The sequence below is a fragment of the Pseudobdellovibrionaceae bacterium genome (assembly GCA_015163855.1).
In the GTDB taxonomy this organism is placed as follows: domain Bacteria; phylum Bdellovibrionota; class Bdellovibrionia; order Bdellovibrionales; family UBA1609; genus JAAOIH01.
In genome coordinates this window covers 52725-71375 of sequence record JAAOIK010000043.1, presented here as the reverse complement: position 1 = coordinate 71375, position 18651 = coordinate 52725, and the positions used below count along the sequence as shown (strand labels likewise).

Genomic DNA, 18651 nt, shown 5'->3' with positions numbered 1-18651 from the left:
GGATCTAAATCTTCGTAATTTTTTTTCTTTTCTGCAATATTTTTTGGCTCAGCATAGTAAATAACATCTTGATAATCTAATTTTTCATAGTTATTACTGCCCCAATGAGGCTCTTCTAAAGTCTTCCAATGGGCAAAAGCGGTTAGGCGATAATTTAACATCCATTGTGGCTCTTTTTTTTTTGCAGAAATTTTATGAATTACTTTTTCTGATAAGCCTTTTGCAAAGCTTTCCATATCTAGTTTGGTAAGAAAGCCATGTTGATATTGTTTTTTGTTAAGGCTGGACATTAGGGCTATATTTAAATACTTTATTCTTTTTAGTCAATAAATCAGAGGGGAGAAAGCTATGAAAGAGGCTGTATTGCGTTTAGGGTTTATTAGTTTTGTAGTTGTTTTGGTTTTGTTTGGATTGGTAGTATTATTAGCCCAAGTGCAAGACCCCGCAGGGGTTAGGCGCCACCAAGCCTTAAATCATTTAGCCCCTATTGAGTTATGGAACTCTTTTTCGGCCTCGGCTAACAAAGGTTTTAAAGCAGTTGTTAATGGAAAAAAAACAATTACTGGTTTGCACCTATACCCCTCTAAAAATTTTTGGCTAGCTAGTTCTCGCAGGGCAGACACAACCTATTTTACAAAAAAAGACTTAAAAGAAAACAGGTATATAAAGTGGAGTGTATTATTACAAAAATACCCGAAGCAAAGATTTTTTGCGTATGTTCATAGTCAAAATCCAGTAGATTTATTTCGATTTATTAAAGTGTCTGAAAAACATAAAGGCAGACTTTTAATTTATAGTGACTTTTTAAAAACCGCAGCGTGGTTTCGTAAAGAGGCGCCACTAATGGCCCTTGGGGCTAGCCCCACCGTGTTGTTGAGAATGAATTTTTTTTCTAAATTATGGCTAGAAGGCCTGGTGCCGGTAAGGGCACACTTTGCATATATTGCTAAACCAAGAATTGGCTTTGCCGTTATGAAAGAGCTAAAGCGCCGAAACATAGTGGTAATGCTAAGCCAAAACCTAGTTAAGGGAGAGAAAAAAACGACTAAAAAATTTCGAGAATTTATAAAAAATACTTTTCCAAAAAAGATGTACAGCCTTGTAATCGAAAATAACGGCATTTAGCAGTATTTTTTGTAAAAATTATAGGAAGGGCTGTTATTTGTTATGCAGTGTGCTATATTTCTGACATAGAAGAAATGTGTTGAGAGGGGTAGGGCTTTTTTAGCCTAGAGCTTTTAGGAGCGTTTACAAGATTGCAATAAATGCAAGGTAGGTTGTAAAGGCATCATCCAACTTAAAAGCTCACCTCTCAGTTACTTTGGTTCTTTTTCAGCATTTTTACATGCTTTCTGAGAAAAGAATTATATATATCCCTTGTCTTTTATCTAATTAGTAAGCGGGAAGCTTGTTTGATTTTTTTCCTTTGTTACCGTGTTAATATGTTCAATAATTATTTTTTAAACGCAATTTTAGAAGCCAGTTTTGTTGTTCAAAGTATTTTATTTTTTTTAATCGTATTATCCATAACCACATGGGCCATTATTTTATTTAAACTTTTACAGTTTAAAAAACAAAGGCAGCAGAATAAACAGTTAGAAGAAGTTTTTTGGGACAATTTAAAAAATGCAGAACTTATTAAAAAGTCTTTAGTGCTATATCCCGAAAGCAATATAGCACAAAACATTGAAGTTTTATATTTGCCGTATTTTCAAAAAGATAAGTTGTTGCCAGAAAAGATATGGACAAGAAAGGCCAGCGCTATAACAGAAGACACTTTATTTTTTTTAGAAAGCAGACTGTCTATTTTAGCTACGGTAGGTAGTTCTGCACCTTTTATTGGTTTGTTGGGAACGGTATGGGGAATTATGATGTCCTTTCATAAAATTGCCTTATCGGGATCGGCCAGCTTAAGTGTTGTGGCCCCCGGATTATCAGAAGCGCTTATTGCCACAGCAGTAGGATTGTTTGCGGCTATCCCTGCCTCTGTGGCCTACAATATGTTTATTCGTTATTTAAGCCAGCAAGAACGCTATTTAGAAAATTTTAATAACGACTTGCTAGAAGTTTTAACAACAGATGGCGAAAGCAAAGCGTAGTAAAAAAATAAAATAAGCATTTAAAAAAGATTTGCATAAAATATTATGGCAACAAAGTTTCACAAATCCAAAAGAGCTTTAAGCGAAATTAACATTACGCCTTTTGTAGATGTAGTGTTGGTTTTATTAGTTATATTTATGGTTACGGCACCTTTAAGCCAGCAAAGCATAAGCCTAAAGCTACCTAAAACAAAAAAAACAGGCGTAGATATAAACAAAAATGTTTTTATTATTCAGGTAAAAAAAAACAGCCAAATTTATATTGCTAATACAAAGGTACCTCTTTTAAAGGTGGGTAAAAAAATGAAAGCCATTTTTAAATATAAAAAAGACAAAGCCGTTTTTGTGCAAGCCGACTATCGTGTTTTGTACGGGGTCGTGGCAAAATTAATGGCAGAGCTTAAAGCCGCAGGGTTTTATAAAGTAGGGCTGGTAACAGAGGCTCAGTAAAACTAATGAAATTTGTTAATTGTATTGGCGTTGTTTTTTTTATTCATGTGTTTGTAGTATCGGTATTTAGTTTTTCATTTCAAAAAAGCCTTTCTAAAAACATAATTTTAAATAGCGTGCAAGTTAATTTGGTAGCGTTACCAGAAAAAACTATTACAGCTTTGCACAAGCTAAAAGCTAGAAAAGTGGTTTTGTTGCCAAAAAAAAAATCAAAAAAGCATTCTAAAAAAAATCAAAAAAGTATTTTAAAAAAAATTAAAGAACGGTTGCGAAAGAAGAGCCAAAAAAGTATTTTAAAAAAAATTAAAGAAGCTGGTGCAAAAAAAACGGCAAATAAGCAAAGCAAGGTGTTGGCAGGAAACAAACTTTCGTCGGTATTACAAAATCAAATTCAAAATTACTTAGAACAATTAAAAAGGCATGTACATTCTTTTTGGAGCATTCCTCAGTGGATTGACCAAACCCACTTGCGAGTAGAAATTAATGTGTATTTAGGCAAAGGAGGGGGCTTGTTACGAGCAGAATACTTTAACAAGTCAGAAAATGAAGACTTTAACTCGCAAGCTTTTAACGCGCTAAAGTTAGCCAGCCCCTACCCAGCACCTCCAGAAGAGCTTGTGGATTTGCTGAGCAGCTCGGGAATAGTTTTTCGATTTCCGTAATGCAAAAACAACTTGTTTTAAAAGCTTTGTAATAGTATTTTTATTTTTATGATTTACCGTATTTTTTCTTACTGGCTATGTTGTGTATCAGTCTATTATTTAGAAACTTCTGCACAGGCTAAGCCACAAATTTTTATACATGTAGGGTCGGCAAAAATAAAAGTTAGCACCTTGGCAGTGCCCCAGTTCCGTTTTGTAAGCAAAAGTAATCGTTTAAAAAAACGCGCCATAGTGTTAAAAACAAAGTTACACACAGCCATTGCGCACAACTTAAAATATTCTAGTTTTTTACAAGTATTAAGCTCGGCAGCTTTTTTAGAAAATTCGAACTTGTTAGACTCCAAGCCTTACCCTTACTCTAAGTCAGGTTTTCGCTTTAAAAAGTGGAGTCAAATTGGTGCAAATTTTTTAATAAGAGGAGATGTCTTTTTTAAAAAAAATAAATTTGTTTTTCAAGTTTTTGTCTACAATGTTAATAAGGCAAAACAACTTTTTGCAAAAGAGTACAGCCTTACCTACGCTAGAGAAATAGAATTATTAGCCGACACCTTTTCTAATGATTTAGTATATAACATTACAGGAAAGCCAGGAGTTTACTTAAGCAAAGTGGTAGCCTCTTATAGATCCCCCTCTAGATATAAGGAAATTTATACTATGGACTGGGACGGTAAAAATAAAAAAAGAATTACCTTTCACCGCAACTTAGCTATTTCGCCCTCTTGGTCATGGAATAAAAAAAAATTATTATACACAGCCTTTCCTTTTCACGTAAAAGCACGACAAAGAAACCCAGACTTATTTATTTACGATATTAAAACAAAAAAGCGAAAAATTTTATCGTATTTTAAAGGGGTAAACTCTGGAGGAGTATTTGTTCCAGGAGATGAAAGAGTAATTTTAAGCAGAACCAATTCTAGGGGAGGCAGCTACCTTGTGGAAATTTTTGCTAAAAACGGAAAACTAAAGCGCTACTTATTGGGAAAATCATCCACCTCTCTTAATGTAGAGCCAGCGGTAAGCCCTGACGGAAAGTGGTTAGCCTATTCGTCTAATAAAGTGGGCCGAGAGATGTTGTATGTTATGAATTTAAAAAACAAAAAATCGAAGCGTTTAACTTTTGCAGGTCGTTACAACTCTTCACCCAGCTGGTCGCCCGACAGTAAGACGATAGTTTTTGCAGGTTATAGCAAGGGTCATTATGATATTTTTAGTATCTCTAAGGATGGAAACAAATTAAAGCGTTTAACTTCTATAAGAGCTAAAGGAGGAAGGTGGGCCAATAACGAAGACCCTTCTTTTTCGCCCGATGGTCAGATGGTGGTTTTTTCTAGTGATAAAACGGGCTTTAAGCACTTATATATTATGAGAGCCAGCGACGGGGGAGGCTTAAGGGCTATTACCTCGGGGGCAGGGTCTTATGAAAGACCAAAGTGGTCGCGTTAGATAAAAAGTTATTATTAATTAGTAGACTTCTTTATTAAAATTATGAATAACAATAAATAACAAGGAGTAGAAATGAACGGTAAAAAATTTTTTAAATTACTGATTATACCTTTGGTAATTTTAGTAGCAGCAATGTGGTATGCCACAACAAAGCAAAACCAGAGAAGAGGATCAGAACAAGAGGAAGTTAAAACAACAACAGGGGGCAGTATGTACGCAATCATTAATGTAACTCAAGCCGGTGCAGATAAAGGAGCTATTAAAATTAAATTATTTAACAAGCGAGCGCCAAAAACGGTAGCTAACTTTGTTGAACTAGCCGAGGGAAAAAAAGAATTTACAGATGTTAAAACTCAAGAAAAAAAGAAAGGGTCTTACTACGATGGCATTATTTTTCATCGGGTAATTGATAATTTTATGATTCAAACAGGAGACCCTACGGGAACAGGAATGGGAGGCCCAGGCTACCAATTTGCTGATGAATTTCACCCAGAATTACGACATAGTAAAGTAGGAATACTTTCTATGGCCAATGCAGGGCCAGGAACCAATGGCAGTCAGTTTTTTATTACTTTAGCGCCAACTCCTCATTTAGATGACAGACACACAGTGTTTGGCGAAGTGGTTGAAGGTTTAGATGTGGTTAAGGCCATTGGATCCACACCTGTAGGTGCTCAAGATCGCCCTTTAGAAGAAATAAAAATGAAAAGCGTAAAAATTGTTAGAGAATAGTATTTTTATATGCAAAAAATTTTAGTAACAGGAGCTACGGGGTTTATAGGAACTCATTTAGTTAAAGCTCTTGTTAAAAAAAATTATTTAGTTTGTATTTTACACAGAGCCTCTAGTAATTTAGAGGCTTTTTTGTCTTTAGGTTCTTCTGTAACTTATGTGCAAGGCGATGTAACCGACCCCAGTAGTTTAGATAAAGCGATACAAGGAAAAGATTATGTTTTTCATCTTGCTGGTTTAATTTCTTCTAGTCATAAAGACAAAGCTTTAATGGAAAAAATTAATGTAGAAGGCACAAGGCATGTTATTCAAGCGTGTTTAAGGCATTCTATAAAGCGATTAATTTATGTTAGTTCGGTGGTAGCTGTGGGGGCTAGTGCTAATAAAGAAATTTTAAATGAAGATAGTGTTTATGAGGACAAGTTAAACAAGCTTTCGTATTTTGATACTAAAAAACGAGCAGAAGAATTAGTGCGCTTTGCTGTACAGAACGAAAATCTACCGGCGGTAATACTAAACCCCTCTACAGTATATGGCGAAGGGGATGTAAAAAAGGATAGTCGAAAATTACAAAAACTAGCGGCTAAAGGAAAATTACCTTTTTATACCCAGGGAGGGGTTAGTGTAGTTGGTGTGGAAAATGTGGTACAAGCTATTATTAATTCTACAACTTTAGGTAAAATAGGTGAGCGTTATATTTTGTCTGGCGAAAACATAGAGATACAACACTTATTACAAAGCATTTCTAAAGCAGCTAATGTGCAAAGCCCCTTTTTAAAAGTACCTCAGTTTTTATTTTATATCTTAGGGTTTATTGGCGATATATTGTCTTATATTAAAATCTCCTTTCCATTTACTTTAGAAAAGGTAAAAGTCGCCAGCCTATACCACTGGTTTGATTCTACTAAGGCTCAAAAAGAATTAAATTTTACTCCAGGCTTAGCCAAAGAGGCTATTGTTAAAAGCGTATTGTGGTCAAAAAAAAATAAATTTATTTAGTAAAGATTTTTTTAGCCATGACCACCCATCAAAAAGTTTTCATTTCTTGTGTCTTTGGGTGCCTCGTGCATATTTATAAAAAATTGTTCTACGGCATTAAGTAAATTTTGTTTTTCTTTTATTTGAAAAATTTCTTTTCTAAATTCTGTAGAATTTCTATATCCTGCCGAATACCAAGCGGATAATTTTTTTATTTGTAATAGTTGTATGCGTTCTTCGTATTGTTCAAAGTGTTTGGCGAGCGTTTTAAATAGTTGCGAAAAATTTCGAGTAAGCGTTTGTTTTTTGCTGGCCTCTAAAAATATCCAAGGATTTTTTAAGCAGCCACGGCCAATCATTACAGCATCGCACTGGGAAGTGTTTAAATAATTAATTGCATCTTGGTAGGTGTGAATGTCACCGTTACCAATAATAGGTATGGGGCTGTCTTTTTTTACGGATTTAATATACTCCCAGTCGGCAAGACCACTGTAGCCTTGAGCCCTTGTGCGACCATGTATGCTCACCCAAGTTAAGCCTTCATTATAGGCGAGGGTGGCCACCTCTAAAGAATTTCTACTTTGAGAGTCCCAGCCGGTTCTGATTTTTGCAGTTACTGGTATGTTAACCGCTTTTTTTATACAAGAAAAAATACCAGAAAGTGTTTTTAAATCTTTTAACAAGGCAGACCCTGCACCCTTTTTTACTACTTTGTTAACGGGGCAGCCAAGATTTATGTCAATAAAGCTGGCCCCTTGGTCTTCTATATATTTAGAGGCGTATTCTAAATCTTTTAAATCGGTTCCAAACAACTGAACCCCTACGGGTTGTTGATCTTGGCTGAAAGCCATTAGTTTTTTGGTTTTTTCGCTGTTAAATTTAAGGCCCGTGGCCGAGATTAACTCTGTGGTCATTATGCCACAGCCCATTTCTTTCATAAAAGAGCGAAAAGGAGCGTCGGTAATGCCCGCCATAGGAGCCAACACAAAGGGGTTTTTATGTAGGGCCTTTAATAAATCCATAAATTGATTAAAACACTAGGTTTTGCAAAAAGTCTACATTTTCTAACAATCCGCCAGAAAGAATATTAAATTTTTCAGACTCATTTAATTCTTGTAATTCAATAAGATCTTTATTTTTTATTAAGGCTCGTAACTCTATAGGTAATTGTCCTGTATTTTTAAAGTACAAACTATATTTTTTTTGATTACTGTAAACTTGGTAAAGGATATTTTGCAGCAAGATAATATTTGTAGCACCAGTATCAACTATTTTACTAAGGTTAGTAATTTGTTTAAAAGAGGCTTTTCTTTCTGCGTTCGTAGTTAAAATGGATTTTGCATACTGAAAACTTTTTTCTCCCAAATGTTTTTTAATACTTTTTAGCACTTGGTAAATAAACTGCTCACTTAAAGCATTGTTTATTTGTATTTGCGAGTTATAAAAAAGCTCTTGTGTGCTAAATTGAGATCGCAGTGACAATAACCCATAGGTATATTTTTGCAATTTTTTCTTAATAGAAGAGTATAATTTCAACCGGTATTCCTGAGTATCTTTTTCATCTATGTCTTTGTCTTGCAAAAATTCAAAATTTCTTAGTCTTAAAATGTCGACTTTTACCTCTTGTTTAATTAATTTATTATAGCAAAGCATAAATTTTTTAAAGCTTTCTGAATTAAGTGCACAATCTTTTTCCTCGCCGGTGTAACCGGAAGAAGTAAATATTCTATCAATGCGGCGCATTTTATCTTGAAATTGAGCTATAATATAATCCAAACCAAATTTCTGCACACCTTTAGCAGTTCCGCCCACCACGGCGATACTTACACCAGTCCATACAACTTGCTTTAAATGATTGGTTAAAAAAGAAGTGGTTGCGTATAGGGCTTCAACATTTTTTTCAGGAAAGCTGGAATAGGCTTTTTTTACAAAAGCTTTTCTGTTTTGTATGCCTTGTTTTAAATAATGCACTTCTGCACTTAGCTCTTTTAAAAAAATCTTTTTAAAAGCTCTGTTGGGAGGGTAGATGTTTGCATTTTTTAATGCACTTTTTACAGACGCTAATATTTTTAATTGAGAAGCGTTTAATTTTTGTGTTTTTTGCAGTAATTGTAATTTATCAGTTATAATTTGTAGCCTTCTAATATTACTTCCCTGCTTTAACTGCTCTGCATAAAGCCGTTTTTTTTGTAATAAATCATCAATAGCTCGCGTAGGCAGGTAATTGGATTTTATTTTTAACTCTGCAAAAAACGATTTGTATTCATTGTAAGAATTAAATGTAAATGTTTTCACTTTTACCATCTCGCCATTTTTTGCAATAGGCCAACTGTTAATTGTTACCTTTTTATTGTTGGCAAAGTACTTAGGTTTAATACGCAGGGATTTCAATTTTTTTAATTGTGCAGTGGCCTCTATGGACTGAGTTATTATTTTATTTACATTTACTGTATAAAGATGTGTTTTTTTAAGTAATTTTTGTATATATTGTAAGCCTGCCTTTGTCTCTGCAGAAGCAATTGCCCCTTTGCCGTTTTTTAAGAAGATCAAAGTTTTTACAAAATCTTTATCGGTTAAATATCGGGCAGGAGCTATATAATTTTGATTAATTCTAGAAAAAAACTCGCTGGCCTTTTTTCTAATGGCATAGGACTTACTAACTCTTAAAGGTTTTAGGCGATCATGCTTTGCCCAAAAAAATTGTTTAAGTTCTTTAATTTTTAAATTTTTAATTAAAGAGTTATAATAAGGCCACCACTTGGAGGGGCTGTTTATATATGTTTTTAAAAAATAATTAGTAGTCTTTGCGGAATTTTGTTTAAACAAAGAAGAAAGCCTTTGTATTTTTCTAGCTTGAACAAAGTTAGTTATTTTTGATACTAAAGAGGGTAAAAGCAACAAGCCAGAATCTAGGTGTACTAAGTCTTGATCTTTTTTTAAAGTTTTTAAAGTTTTTGCACTAGTTATAGAGTGATATTTTTGTATATCATATAGTGTTTTTTGAGAGGAATTAATTTTCCAATTATTATAAGTGTCTGCAGAAAACAGCGCAGTACTGGTAAGACTTGAGGCTATAAGTGTTTTTTTTCCAATCCAATTAAAAATACGAGCAATAAAGGCGACTCCAAAGATTCCTAGCCCGGTATCAGATTTCCAACTAGAACCTATTTTTTTTTTGGGGTGCTTTTGATTTAAGTAGCAGTATGCAGCTAAATCTTCAGAAATTACAGGAAGGGGAAAGGTAACTTTAGAGCTGTGTTTTAAAACAGCCTCTTCCACAGCAAATACATCGTGATGCAAGTTAGTCACTTTTTTTTGACAAACCTTTTTTGTTAGTTTTTGTAAGCTGGCAATAGAGGAGTGTAGTTTTTTGTCTAATAATTTATGAGTTTTTTTTGTAAAGCTTGATGAATTGGCAATTAAAGATTGCCCCAAAGAAGTTAGTTGGGGCAGTAGAGAATGCTTTAGTTTTACAGACCACTTAGATTGAAAATTAATTAAAACACTATGCAAAGGTTTGTTGGCAATATCGTTATGAATTTTTTCAACAGCGTTGGACAGCTTAGTATAAGAATTTTGTTTTTTACTGTTTTTAATCCATTTTTGATACAAAAGAGCAGTGTTTCTTAACTGCGTTAATAGCTTTTGTCGCTTACCTATAGATGCAAGTGGTGTTTGTATATTTATTTTCGGGTACTGCTTATTTAGACAAGAGTTTAATGCTTGGTTTTTAACGGGGTGTTTTAAAAATTGTGCAAAGCGGTTTATATGGCTAGATAGTTGTGCAACACTATAAGCTTCTAATTCTTTTTTAAAAACATTTGCCGAATTAGAAATCGAAAATGGAGATAGCACCATAGACCTGTCTAACAGGCTTTGCACAGTATAGTCGGCGGTTGCCAAAGGGTTATATTGTTTCAACAAGGCTTTTGAAAAAAGCACGGTGGTTGCATATTTTTTCTTAATGGTTTTTTGGTATGAGGGGTCGAGCATATAAACTTGTAACTGACAAAGGTGAGAGTAAAACTCTTGTTTTTTGTCAATTTTTTGGTCACTAGATTGCCAATTACCGCGGTCAGTAGGGGCCATTGTGCGGTCGGCAAGAGCCATTGCAGAAGATATAAAAAATAGGCTAATACACCAAAATATAAGCAGGTTCTTCTTATTTGACATAGTGAATAGTGAAAACATAGGCTCCTTAAAAACAGTTAGCTATACAGTTTTGTATTAATACATTAATGCGTTAATGCGTTAATCTGCAAGAAAGGTACCAAAAGTAAAAAGTGGGATTGTTCCTGTTCATTTTGAGACAGTTTTTTTTAAAGAGCAGTTCTGTTTTGATAAAAACTTGCCGATAGAGCTTACATCTAGGGAGATGTATGTATTTACAAGGCAATTTGGAGTTATTATTTAACGCATTAGATTCTATGAGCTGTATTGATGAGGTATTGCAAATGGATTGGCAGTTATTTTTAAACAAGGCCAAGCGTCATCGAAAGGAATGTGATAAAGCCGTAGACATAGTTAATAGTTGTGACTCTGACCCGACAAAATTAAAGGTCGCGCTAGAGGCTTTTCCCTCTTTAATTTTAAAGTATTTAGCCATAGAAGTAGGTTTAGAAATGTTAGAGTGCGAGCAGTATAAAAACAAGCAAGTCGTTGTTCATTAATTTTTTACAAAAGAAGGCTTAATGTCTGATAACAGTATTTTTGAAAGCAGTTTAAAAAATTTTCTAGCACCCATCGCCCATCTTTTAGAGGACGAAAGCGTTAGCGAAATTATGATTAACGGGCACAAACAAATTTGGGTCGAAAGATCTGGTAAAATAGTAGAGACGGATTCACAGTTTTCTGACGAAGACTCTCTTCGTGCGGCGGTAAACAATATTGCTCAAAGTGTAGGGCGAAAAATTAACGACGAAGAGCCTTGTTTAGATGCACGATTGCCTAACGGGTACCGCATTCATGTGGTGATTCCTCCCTGCGCAAGAAATGGAACCACGGTGGCCATTCGTAAATTTTTTTCCACAAGCATGACTCTTAAAGATTATATTGGGCTTAAGGCAATGAGCGTAGAGGTGGCTCAATTTTTAGATGTAGCTATGAAGCTTGGAAAAAATATTTTAGTCAGCGGTGGAACGGGGTCGGGAAAAACCACTTTATTGGGTGTGTTGTGTGAAAGAATCCCAAAGGGTCAGCGCATTATTGTTATTGAAGACTCTACGGAGTTGAGCGTGGATTACGAACATGTAGTATTTTTTGAAACACGAGTAAAAGATGAAGAAGGAAATGGAGAGGTTAGTATTGAAGATTTATTAAGAAGTAGCTTACGCTTAAGACCAGATAGAATTATTGTAGGTGAGGTAAGAGGGTCTGAAGCTTTTCATTTAATTCAAGCAATGAACACAGGCCACAAAGGTTGTTTAGGAACGGTTCATGCCAATACGGCAATCGACGCAATGGTTCGGCTAGAAGCTTTGGCTCAGGGAGCGGGCGCTAGAATTAGCGAGAAAGCCTTGCGGCACCAAGTTGCAGGAGCTATAGACTTAGTTGTTCAAGTTTCTAGGCTTGCTGATGGCTCACGCAAGGTAGTAGAGGTGTCAGAGGTGTTAGGTTTTACCAATGATGGCGACTATAATGTAAAACCGCTTTACGCCCTACAGGATTTTAGCAGAGATGAGGCGGGGCGTATCTTAGGACAAATTGAGCCTACGGGGCAAGAGCCTTCTTTTATGAAAGAAATTAAGGACTTAGGCATTCCTTTTAAGTATAAGAAAGTATTTAAAAAAGCCGCTTAATTTTGCAGGGTTTCTCTTGAGTTTTTAAGCCTTTCCCTTTACAAAGAACCTGTGGAAGTAAGCTCTAGAATTACAAAATCTCTTTTTTATTTTTTAGAAAAAAAACAAATTTCTGTTTCGTTAAATGATATGGAGCTTAGCCCTAACACTCCTCTTTGTTGGCTAGACCCCGCAAGCACGGCTTTGTATATTAGGCAGGCCGAACAAGAATACACAAAGGCTTTTGTAAACGCTTGTTTTTATAAAGATTGGGCGGAGGCTTCTTTTTCTTTACGGGCTTGGGAGGGGTTAGGTAGCGTATTGCGAATTATGCCCACGCCAGAGCAAAGCCGACTTGTTTATTTTTTAGCACAATTTTTTTCTTATTTTGTATCGCCAAACATAGAGTTAAATAGTGTGTCTTTGCAAGAAAATGAAGTGATTTTAAAAACCTCTATACCAGAACAAGGCTTTCCAGAAATTGCAAAGTACCTGAGTGCTTGTGTTACTTATATTCCTTGTTTTACTAAAAATCGTAACATGACCTGTTCTTGGCAGGGAGATTTATTTAAAATCCATTTCTTTAACCAACAAGAAAGCATTTTTGACACAAGCACTACAAGAACACATATTACTCCCGAGCTAATGAATTCGCTGTTAGAAGACTTTAAGAAAAAAGAAGAATTATTAATTCTGCGTGAAAAAACTTTGTTACAAAAAGAAGAACATATAAAAGAAAAAGAAAAAGAATTAGCATTAGAGAAGAAAAAACAAGAGAAACAATTAAAAAACAGTTTACTAGATTCTTTTGGACAGTTGTTTAACCTTTCTAAATCTGCAAAACTAAATACTAAGAAAACAAAAATAAAAAAGAAAAAAAACAACACCAATCAATTTAGCTTTGACTTAGATTAAGCATAAAACCGCCATAAACCAGGCCTGCAAGTGCAAAAGGACTAACAATGAAAATCAAAAAAATTTTAGCTAGAGAAATACTAGACAGCAGAGGCCAGCCCACGGTGGAGGTAGATGTTTTATTAGATTCGGGAGCTTTGGGGCGGGCAGCGATACCTTCGGGAGCATCTACGGGAAGCTTTGAAGCCTGCGAGCTACGCGACGAAAAGCCGTCTTACTTTTTTGGAAAAGGCGTGTTGAAGGCTGTTAACAATGTTAACACAGAAATTGCCAAGGCCATAAGTGGTAAAAGCTTTTTTGACATTCAAGAGTTGGATAAAAACTTAATTCAATTAGATGGAACAAAAAATAAATCACGACTAGGCGCCAATGCTATTTTAGGCGTGTCTTTGGCGTGGCTTAAGGCCATGGCCATACACAACAAAGAGCCTTTATATAAATTTATTAATAATGGAGAAAAATATTTTTTACCAACACCGCTAATCAATGTTTTAAACGGAGGGGCGCACAGTAACAACAATCTAAATGTGCAAGAGTTTATGTTGGTTCCTGTTTGCGGAGGATCTTTTAAAGAAGCTGTGCGAGCAGGTAGTGAAGTTTTTACGCACTTAAAAAATATTTTAAACAAAAAATCTTTGTCTACCGCAGTGGGTGACGAAGGCGGTTTTGCCCCAGCCCTTCAAAGCAACACAGAAGCTTTAGATTTATTATGCCAGGCAGTGGATCAGTCGGCGTATACATTGGGAGAAGATATTTTTTTAGCCTTAGATGTAGCGGCCAGTGAATTTTATAATAAAAATTCTTTATACAAATGGGAAAATAAAACTTTATGCTCAGAAGAATTAAGCGAAATTTATAAAAGCTGGCTAAAGAAGTACCCTATTATTAGTTTTGAAGACCCTTTTGAAGAAGAAGATTGGTCAGCTTGGTCTGCATTTACTAAAAGCACAGATGTGCAAGTGGTAGGCGATGATTTATTTGTTACTAATTGTCAGCGACTAGAAAGAGGTTTGCAAGAAAACTCGGCCAATGCTTTGTTAGTAAAAATGAACCAAATTGGAAGTATTTCTGAAACCCAAGCCGCTATTTTATTAGCTAAAAAGGGAGGCATGAAAAGTGTTATTTCTCACAGAAGTGGCGAAACAGAAGACAGTAGTATTGCCGACTTATCCATAGCCTTTTCTTGCGAACAAATTAAAACCGGTAGCGTTTGCAGAGGCGAAAGAACGCTTAAATATAACCAACTGTTTAGAATTGAAGAAGAGCTGGCGGAAAGAGCGGAGTTTTTAGGCAAACAAGCATTTGCAAAAAAATAAATAAAAAAATGAAATCTTTTTTCAAAACCATTATTTCTTTTTTTGATCAAGCAATGATGAACCCAAGAAAGGTTTTTATTTTTTTATTTTTATTTTTATTTTTCAGTTTACTTTTTGACGAAAGCTTCTTTAAATTTAGCAGTTTGTATTATCGGCTAAGTTCTTTAAAAAAAGAAGTTAAAGAATTAAAAGTAAGAATTAAAAGCATAGACACTGCAAAGGCTAATTTAAAAGACCCTCAGTATGTAGATTTTTTAGTTAAGGATAAGTTAAATTGGTCTCGAAAAAACGAATTGCTTTTTTTGTTTATTGACCAAAAAACACAAAAAGTGCAAAAAACTCAAAAATATAAAAAGCGCAAGAAATAGCCTATGAAAAATAAAAAAATTCTTTATTTAGTAGATGTTAGCGCTATTGTTTTTAGAGCTTTTTACGCTTTACCTCCTATGCAAAACAAAGAGGGACAGTCGACTAATGCTTTGTTTGGTTTTTTAAAAGTGGTTTTAAAACTATTAAAAACCAAAGCGCCCAGCACGGTGGTTTTTTGCTTAGACACCCCTCACCCCAGCTTTAGAAAAAAAATATATTCAGAGTATAAGGCTAATCGAAAAGATTTAGACCCCGATTTAGCAGAGCAGCTACCTTTTGTTGAGGGCCTAATAAAATCTCTTGGCATATGCGTGGCTAGCAAAAAAGGTTTTGAGGCCGATGATGTTATAGGGTCTCTTGCAAAAGACGGCGAAAAAAAAGGTTACTCTGTGGCTATAGTTAGCGGAGATAAAGACTTTGCTCAATTAATTAATAAAGACATTTGTATGTACGACATCCACCGCGAAATAATTTATGACAACAAGCAAGTGTTAGAAAAGTGGAATGTAAAGCCAGAGCAGATGATTGATTACTTAGCCTTAGTGGGAGACAGCAGTGACAATATTCCAGGAGTAAGGGGGATTGGCCCAAAAGGGGCATCAAAATTATTATTAGAGTTTAAAACCTTAAAAAACATTTATGACAATGTAGAAAAAATAGCCTCAGATACAGTTAAAAAAAAGTTATTAGAAGCAAAAAAAATCGCATTTTTATCGCAAACTTTAGTTAAAATTGACACAAAAGTAAGCCTTCCTATTTCTGAAAGCGACTGGAAGTTAAACCCCATCAACGAAAAAGCTTTTAAAGCCTATACCGAGCAATTTGCTTTTAAAAATACCTATACAGGCTTTATGGAGTGGCAATCAGGGGGCAGCGAACTTAACTTTGAAGAAAAAAATGTTTTAGCCCCAGGGGGCGAGCAAGGCTTTAAGTTAATAAAAGAAAAAAACCATTTGTCAAAAGCCAGTCTTAAAACTTCTGTTAAGACAAAAGTAGATAAATCGTTTTTAGCTTTTACTAAATCTTCTATTACAGACACTATTGTTAAAAAAAAAATAAAAGATATTTTTATTCCTAAAAAGATAAAAAGTATTTCTGTTAAAGAGCTAAAGGAAGTGTTGCCTCCCTACGAAAAGGCATGGGTGTTTTGTTACGAGTCTAGCGTCTTTCTTTTTTTTGGAAAACATTTTTTAAAAATTCCGTTTGCTGATAACTTAAATGAGCAGTTAAACCTTTCTTCTGAAGCCACAGACAGCTTGCGGGATATTGGAGAGGTGTTAGAGAGCAAAAAGATTGGTTTTAAATCCTACGATATTAAAAACCTGTGGACGCAAATGGGTTTTAAAAAAGCAGGTATTACAATATGGGACAATCAATTAGCTGCCCATGTGGGAACATCTAACAATATTAAATCGTGGGAAGGTTTGTGCTTTAAATATTTAGAAAAAGATATTGAAATAAAAAAAGATTTTAAAAATACAATTTCGGCTTTTGATATTTTAAGGCTACACCTTGAGTGTGAAATTGTATTTTCGCATTTTTTAAAACTTTCTGACACAGAATACATTTTTTCTCAAGTAGAACTTCCTTTAATTTCTGTATTGTACGATATGGAAAATAGAGGCATGTTAATGGATAAAAAATTTTTATTAACACAAGAAAAACAACTAAGCGAAGATATTAATAAGTTAACTAAAAGTATTTATGAAGAGGCGGGTGAAGAGTTTAATATTGCAAGCCCTAAGCAGTTGGGCGTTATTTTATTTGAAAAACTAGGTTTTCCTGTGGGGAAAAAAACAAAAACGGCCTATAGCACAGCGTCTTCAGTTTTAGAGCCTTTAAAAAAGCATAAAATAGTAAAATTTATTTTAGAATTTAGAGAGTTAAGTAAGTTGCAATCCACTTATGTGACGGGTTTGTTAAAGCGATTAAATAAGCAGGTTTATTTGCACACGCAGTTTAACCAGTCGGTAACTAGCACGGGGCGGTTATCTAGCTCTAATCCTAATTTGCAAAACATTCCCATTAAAACGGCTCGTGGAAAACTATTAAGAAAGGCTTTTGTTGCGCGCCCCAGTTATGAATTTATTGCAGCAGATTATAGCCAAATAGAATTACGAATATTGGCCCACCTATCAGGAGATAAAAATTTATGCAAAGCATTTATTAACAAAGAAGATGTTCATGCTTTTACTGCTTCTCAAATTTTTAAAACGCCTTTAAAAAAAGTGACCAAAGAACAAAGGGGTAGGGCTAAGGCGGTAAACTTTGGTATTTCTTATGGGCAGGGCGTTTTTGGTTTATCAGAAAGTTTAGGAATTTCTCGGGCCGAGGCCAGCAGTATTATTAAAAACTATCACAGTCGATTTCCTTTAGTGCAAGAGTATATGGAAAGTGTTAAAGAGCAGGCCCATGAGGACATTTATGTTAAAACCCTTTTAGGAAGACGGCGTTACTTGCCAGACTTATTATCTAGCCGTGTAAATGTGCAAAAGTTTGGAGAAAGAGCAGCCACTAATGCCCCCATGCAAGGCACGGCTAGTGACTTGATTAAATTAGCTATGGTAAAAGTGGCCAGCAGTTTAGATGCTTTTTTATTGTTACAAGTACATGACGAATTAATTATAGAAAGTTTAATAGAAAATCGCGAAGATAATATTTTAGAGTTAAAAAATATTATGGAATCGGTAGTTCCATTAAAAGTTCCTTTAGAAGTGAATATTTCTTGCGGGGCTAATTGGTTGGAGTGTTGAGGTAAAAAAGCACAGCTGGCTAAAAACGCCACGTCAAAATGCCACGCCAAAACGCCACGTCAAAATGCAAGAGGCCTTAAAATAATAAGCCCTCTATGACTCTGGCACCCTTTGGGTGAGTCGTCATAGAGGGCTTATTATTTTAAGGCCTCTTGCGTTTTGGCAGATGTGCTCTTTTAGCTTTTAGTTTTTTTTGGTAATAAAAATAGAGCGGTTATCATTAGTAAAATTAACCCGCAAAGAACTCCCCATATTAAGAAGGGTTGATTTTTTATTTTGCTTATAAGTGAAGCTAATTGTCTTTTGTTTGCGGTTTTGTTTTGGTTATAGTAGCTTTGGTCATCAAACACTAAAGTGCCTGTTCCTACGGTGCGGCCACCCTGCTCAATTTTAATTTCAATATCTCTGTCGTAAGTAGAGGTTGAGTCTGTGCGCCAAGTAGTAATTTTTAATTTTCTATTAATAGAGCTAAGACGGAGGTCTCCTTGCGTGTTACCTCTTGCATCTACATCTTGGTTCCATAAAAACGCACTCACACTAGCAGAAGTGGCTGTAGTGTCTTTGCTTTTTTTCTTTAAAATTAGGGGAGGAGTAGAGCCAGAACGAGTTCGTCCTGCTTGGATAAAGCTATTCAGTTTTTCGTAGTAAATATTATTTTGTGGGCCATAACTATAATGCCATGCTGCTTGTGCCACAGGTTCTAGATATAATACCGAATCGCCCTCGGGCAAATAAGGTTGATAAGAATACATAGTTACCAACATTTTTTTCATTCGACCACAGTTTTGAATAAGTCCGCGATTAAATGCGATACCTAAGCCGTCGGAAAGCGTATTTCTCCAGCTTAAGCTGCCCGTTAATAATCGGGCGATGCCTGTACCGATTAGATCTTGCTTCACACGAGCGTTTGTATTTCCACACAAATTATAGCTGGATAAAAAGCTTGTGCTTTGTACTCTTAAATCTCCTGTCCAAGCATTATCATCGCCGCCTTGCCCGCCGTTACTGCCATTGCCCCAGCCGCCGCTACCGCAAGCCATTAAGGTAGTTGTTAATAATCCTAGTATTAATTTTTGCATATTTCTGCTCCTTTACTTCTGATAAGTATTGATGCACAAATTATCGACTTTTTAGTGTAAAAAATAAACAGGCGCAAA

The 18651-nt window shown here is 35.2% G+C and carries 17 protein-coding genes; 13 read left to right on the top strand and 4 right to left on the bottom strand.

What is annotated here, in order from left to right:
- The coding region (locus HAW63_05590; protein MBE8163441.1) for a Fe-S cluster assembly protein SufB at positions 1 to 290 on the bottom strand (290 nt) is incomplete at its 3' end.
- Between the two features lie 58 nt (positions 291 to 348).
- Between HAW63_05590 and HAW63_05585 the strand changes: the two genes are divergently transcribed.
- The 7 genes from HAW63_05585 (at position 349) to HAW63_05555 (ending at position 6385) form a co-directional block, all read left to right on the top strand.
- Entirely contained in the window at positions 349 to 1125 is a 777-nt protein-coding gene (locus tag HAW63_05585) for a hypothetical protein (protein ID MBE8163440.1), read from the top strand.
- Between the two features lie 317 nt (positions 1126 to 1442).
- Entirely contained in the window at positions 1443 to 2099 is a 657-nt protein-coding gene (locus tag HAW63_05580; protein ID MBE8163439.1) for a protein TolQ, read from the top strand.
- A gap of 45 nt (positions 2100 to 2144) precedes the next feature.
- Positions 2145 to 2549, top strand: coding sequence for a biopolymer transporter ExbD (locus HAW63_05575; protein ID MBE8163438.1), 405 nt, complete (start codon positions 2145 to 2147; stop codon positions 2547 to 2549).
- A 5-nt stretch (positions 2550 to 2554) separates the two neighbouring features.
- Positions 2555 to 3211 (top strand): TonB C-terminal domain-containing protein, encoded by a 657-nt coding sequence (locus HAW63_05570; GenBank protein MBE8163437.1) that lies wholly within the window; start codon positions 2555 to 2557, stop codon positions 3209 to 3211.
- A gap of 48 nt (positions 3212 to 3259) precedes the next feature.
- On the top strand, positions 3260 to 4654 hold the full coding sequence (locus HAW63_05565) for a hypothetical protein (protein MBE8163436.1): 1395 nt from the start codon (positions 3260 to 3262) through the stop codon (positions 4652 to 4654).
- A 132-nt stretch (positions 4655 to 4786) separates the two neighbouring features.
- A complete protein-coding gene (locus tag HAW63_05560; protein ID MBE8163435.1) occupies positions 4787 to 5386 on the top strand; it encodes a peptidylprolyl isomerase in 600 nt (199 codons plus the stop codon).
- Positions 5387 to 5395: 9 nt separating this feature from the next.
- Complete coding sequence (locus HAW63_05555; protein ID MBE8163434.1) at positions 5396 to 6385, top strand: SDR family NAD(P)-dependent oxidoreductase; 990 nt, start codon at positions 5396 to 5398, stop codon at positions 6383 to 6385.
- Positions 6386 to 6396: 11 nt separating this feature from the next.
- On the opposite strand, the gene dusB is transcribed toward HAW63_05555, so the two are convergent.
- Both dusB and HAW63_05545 read right to left on the bottom strand, forming a co-directional pair.
- A complete protein-coding gene (gene dusB / locus HAW63_05550; protein ID MBE8163433.1) occupies positions 6397 to 7386 on the bottom strand; it encodes a tRNA dihydrouridine synthase DusB in 990 nt (329 codons plus the stop codon).
- A 7-nt stretch (positions 7387 to 7393) separates the two neighbouring features.
- Complete coding sequence (locus HAW63_05545; GenBank protein MBE8163432.1) at positions 7394 to 10453, bottom strand: hypothetical protein; 3060 nt, start codon at positions 10451 to 10453, stop codon at positions 7394 to 7396.
- Positions 10454 to 10743: 290 nt separating this feature from the next.
- Here HAW63_05545 and HAW63_05540 point away from each other — a divergent pair, with 290 nt between their 5' ends.
- Genes HAW63_05540 through polA form a run of 6 tightly spaced genes read left to right on the top strand, consistent with a single transcriptional unit; the run spans position 10744 to position 17494 of the window.
- Positions 10744 to 11034, top strand: a complete 291-nt coding sequence (locus HAW63_05540) for a hypothetical protein (GenBank protein MBE8163431.1) — start codon at positions 10744 to 10746, stop codon at positions 11032 to 11034.
- A gap of 21 nt (positions 11035 to 11055) precedes the next feature.
- A complete protein-coding gene (locus HAW63_05535; GenBank protein ID MBE8163430.1) occupies positions 11056 to 12162 on the top strand; it encodes a CpaF family protein in 1107 nt (368 codons plus the stop codon).
- 51 nt (positions 12163 to 12213) lie between these two features.
- Positions 12214 to 13056, top strand: coding sequence for a hypothetical protein (locus tag HAW63_05530; GenBank protein ID MBE8163429.1), 843 nt, complete (start codon positions 12214 to 12216; stop codon positions 13054 to 13056).
- Between the two features lie 47 nt (positions 13057 to 13103).
- Positions 13104 to 14372: a phosphopyruvate hydratase gene (gene eno, locus HAW63_05525; GenBank protein ID MBE8163428.1), complete on the top strand. Its 1269-nt coding sequence runs from the start codon at positions 13104 to 13106 to the stop codon at positions 14370 to 14372.
- 8 nt (positions 14373 to 14380) lie between these two features.
- Positions 14381 to 14740 carry a hypothetical protein gene (locus HAW63_05520; GenBank protein MBE8163427.1) on the top strand — a complete coding sequence of 120 codons (360 nt, stop codon included), beginning with the start codon at positions 14381 to 14383 and terminating at the stop codon, positions 14738 to 14740.
- A gap of 3 nt (positions 14741 to 14743) precedes the next feature.
- Positions 14744 to 17494, top strand: a complete 2751-nt coding sequence (gene polA / locus HAW63_05515; GenBank protein MBE8163426.1) for a DNA polymerase I — start codon at positions 14744 to 14746, stop codon at positions 17492 to 17494.
- 176 nt (positions 17495 to 17670) lie between these two features.
- Here polA and HAW63_05510 read toward each other — a convergent pair whose 3' ends face one another.
- Positions 17671 to 18573 (bottom strand): hypothetical protein, encoded by a 903-nt coding sequence (locus HAW63_05510; protein ID MBE8163425.1) that lies wholly within the window; start codon positions 18571 to 18573, stop codon positions 17671 to 17673.
- Positions 18574 to 18651: the final 78 nt, after the last annotated feature.

Bases quoted from the DNA above. Each gene is read 5' to 3' on its own strand.
- HAW63_05585 (MBE8163440.1), top strand. From the start codon at position 349: ATGAAAGAGGCTGTATTGCGTTTAGGGTTTATTAGTTTTGTAGTTGTT.
- HAW63_05580 (MBE8163439.1), top strand. From the start codon at position 1,443: ATGTTCAATAATTATTTTTTAAACGCAATTTTAGAAGCCAGTTTTGTT.
- HAW63_05575 (MBE8163438.1), top strand. From the start codon at position 2,145: ATGGCAACAAAGTTTCACAAATCCAAAAGAGCTTTAAGCGAAATTAAC.
- HAW63_05570 (MBE8163437.1), top strand. From the start codon at position 2,555: ATGAAATTTGTTAATTGTATTGGCGTTGTTTTTTTTATTCATGTGTTT.
- HAW63_05565 (MBE8163436.1), top strand. From the start codon at position 3,260: ATGATTTACCGTATTTTTTCTTACTGGCTATGTTGTGTATCAGTCTAT.
- HAW63_05560 (MBE8163435.1), top strand. From the start codon at position 4,787: ATGTGGTATGCCACAACAAAGCAAAACCAGAGAAGAGGATCAGAACAA.
- HAW63_05555 (MBE8163434.1), top strand. From the start codon at position 5,396: ATGCAAAAAATTTTAGTAACAGGAGCTACGGGGTTTATAGGAACTCAT.
- dusB (MBE8163433.1), bottom strand. From the start codon at position 7,386: ATGGATTTATTAAAGGCCCTACATAAAAACCCCTTTGTGTTGGCTCCT.
- HAW63_05545 (MBE8163432.1), bottom strand. From the start codon at position 10,453: ATGGCCCCTACTGACCGCGGTAATTGGCAATCTAGTGACCAAAAAATT.
- HAW63_05540 (MBE8163431.1), top strand. From the start codon at position 10,744: ATGTATTTACAAGGCAATTTGGAGTTATTATTTAACGCATTAGATTCT.
- HAW63_05535 (MBE8163430.1), top strand. From the start codon at position 11,056: ATGTCTGATAACAGTATTTTTGAAAGCAGTTTAAAAAATTTTCTAGCA.
- eno (MBE8163428.1), top strand. From the start codon at position 13,104: ATGAAAATCAAAAAAATTTTAGCTAGAGAAATACTAGACAGCAGAGGC.
- HAW63_05520 (MBE8163427.1), top strand. From the start codon at position 14,381: ATGAAATCTTTTTTCAAAACCATTATTTCTTTTTTTGATCAAGCAATG.
- polA (MBE8163426.1), top strand. From the start codon at position 14,744: ATGAAAAATAAAAAAATTCTTTATTTAGTAGATGTTAGCGCTATTGTT.
- HAW63_05510 (MBE8163425.1), bottom strand. From the start codon at position 18,573: ATGCAAAAATTAATACTAGGATTATTAACAACTACCTTAATGGCTTGC.